1 protein-coding gene is annotated in these 1,545 nt (G+C 72.3%); it reads left to right on the top strand.

Annotation, left to right across the window (positions count from 1 at the left end; translation table 11 throughout):
- Positions 1–675: 675 nt before the first annotated feature.
- Positions 676–1,545, top strand: an 870-nt coding sequence (locus ACWD3D_RS36885) for an aminotransferase class I/II-fold pyridoxal phosphate-dependent enzyme (RefSeq protein ID WP_451464996.1), incomplete at its 3' end; no start/stop codon positions are given.

Genomic DNA, 1,545 nt, shown 5'->3' with positions numbered 1-1,545 from the left:
GCCAACGCGGCCACCTTCGCCGTATCCGGCGTCTGCCTCTTCCTGCCCGGCCTTCCCCTCCACCCGGACTCACCGGGTACGTCGCACACGCGTCAGCTGCCGCCGCCGCAACCGCCCCCGCCCCCGCCGCACGAGGATCCGCCGCCGCACGAGTGGCCACCGCCGCACGAGTGACCACCGGAGTGACCGGAGTGGCCTCCGCCGGACGAATCGCCGCTGTCACCGGCCCACCAGCTGCTGTCCCCCGACGACCGCCTGCCCGACGACGAACGACGCGCCTTGGGCGTACTCACCGAGTACCCGCGCGGTCCGCCCCGCGCCGCGGTACCGCCCGCACGTCCTCCGCGCACGGAGGACACCGGCCGGATCCTCCCCGACCACCTCACGACCGTCACGACGACCCCTGCCACCGCCAGCACGATCAGCACCACCAGGACGTACGTCACGCCCTCACATCCTTCCGTCCCCCGAGCGGCCCCCGCCGCCCACCGGACCTGTCCGGCTGCCCACTGGATTCCCCGGCCTTCTCCGCGCCAAAGCGGACTTGAGCAACTCCAGAGCTTGCCGACGGGCCCTTCGGCGGGAACCGGCGGCACAACCGGAAGCGTGGGGCGACCGATGCGCCAGGATGGGCCCCAGAGGCTCGACGGACACCCGAGTGAGAACGGTGGAGACATGAACACCAGGCCGCTGCTGAACCGCAGGCTGGACGGGCACGGGACGACGATCTTCGCGGAGATGTCGGCCCTCGCGCTCACGACCGGCGCCATCAACCTGGGGCAGGGCTTCCCCGACACCGACGGCCCCGAGGAGATCCGCGAGGCCGCCGTCCGCGCGCTGCGCGAGGGCAGGGGCAGCCAGTACACGCCCGGCCCGGGCGTCCCCGAACTGCGTACCGCCGTCGCCGGCCACCAGCGGCGCTTCTACGGCCTGACCTTCGACCCCGACACCGAGGTCCTCGTCACCGCGGGCGCCACCGAGGCCATCGCCGCGAGCATGCTGGCCCTCCTGGAACCGGGCGACGAGGTCATCGCCTTCGAGCCCTTCTACGACTCGTACGCCGCCTGCATCGCGATGGCCGGCGGCGTCCGCGTCCCCCTCACCCTGCGCGCCCCGGACTTCCGCCCCGATCTGGACGCGCTCCAGGACGCCATCACCCCGCGCACCCGGCTGCTGCTCCTGAACAGCCCGCACAACCCCACGGGCATGGTCCTCACCCCCGGGGAGCTGGCCGTCATCGCCCGACTCGCCGTCGAGCACGACCTCCTGGTCGTCACCGACGAGGTCTACGAGCACCTCGCCTTCGACGGGGAGCACGTCCCCCTCATCTCCCTGCCCGGGATGCGCGACCGTACGGTCTCCATCTCGTCGGCCGGAAAGACCTTCTCGTACACCGGCTGGAAGATCGGCTGGGTCACCGGCTCCGCCGCCCTGGTCGCTGCCGTACGCACCGCGAAGCAGTACCTCACCTTCGTGAGCGGCGGCCCACTCCAGTACGCCGTCGCCGAGGCGCTGGCCCTCCCCGACGTCTTCTTCACCGGCTTC

The organism is Streptomyces sp. NPDC002690, from assembly GCF_053592415.1.
Note: the sequence above shows the minus strand (reverse complement) of the source record. Positions and strands in the feature narration are given on the sequence as shown.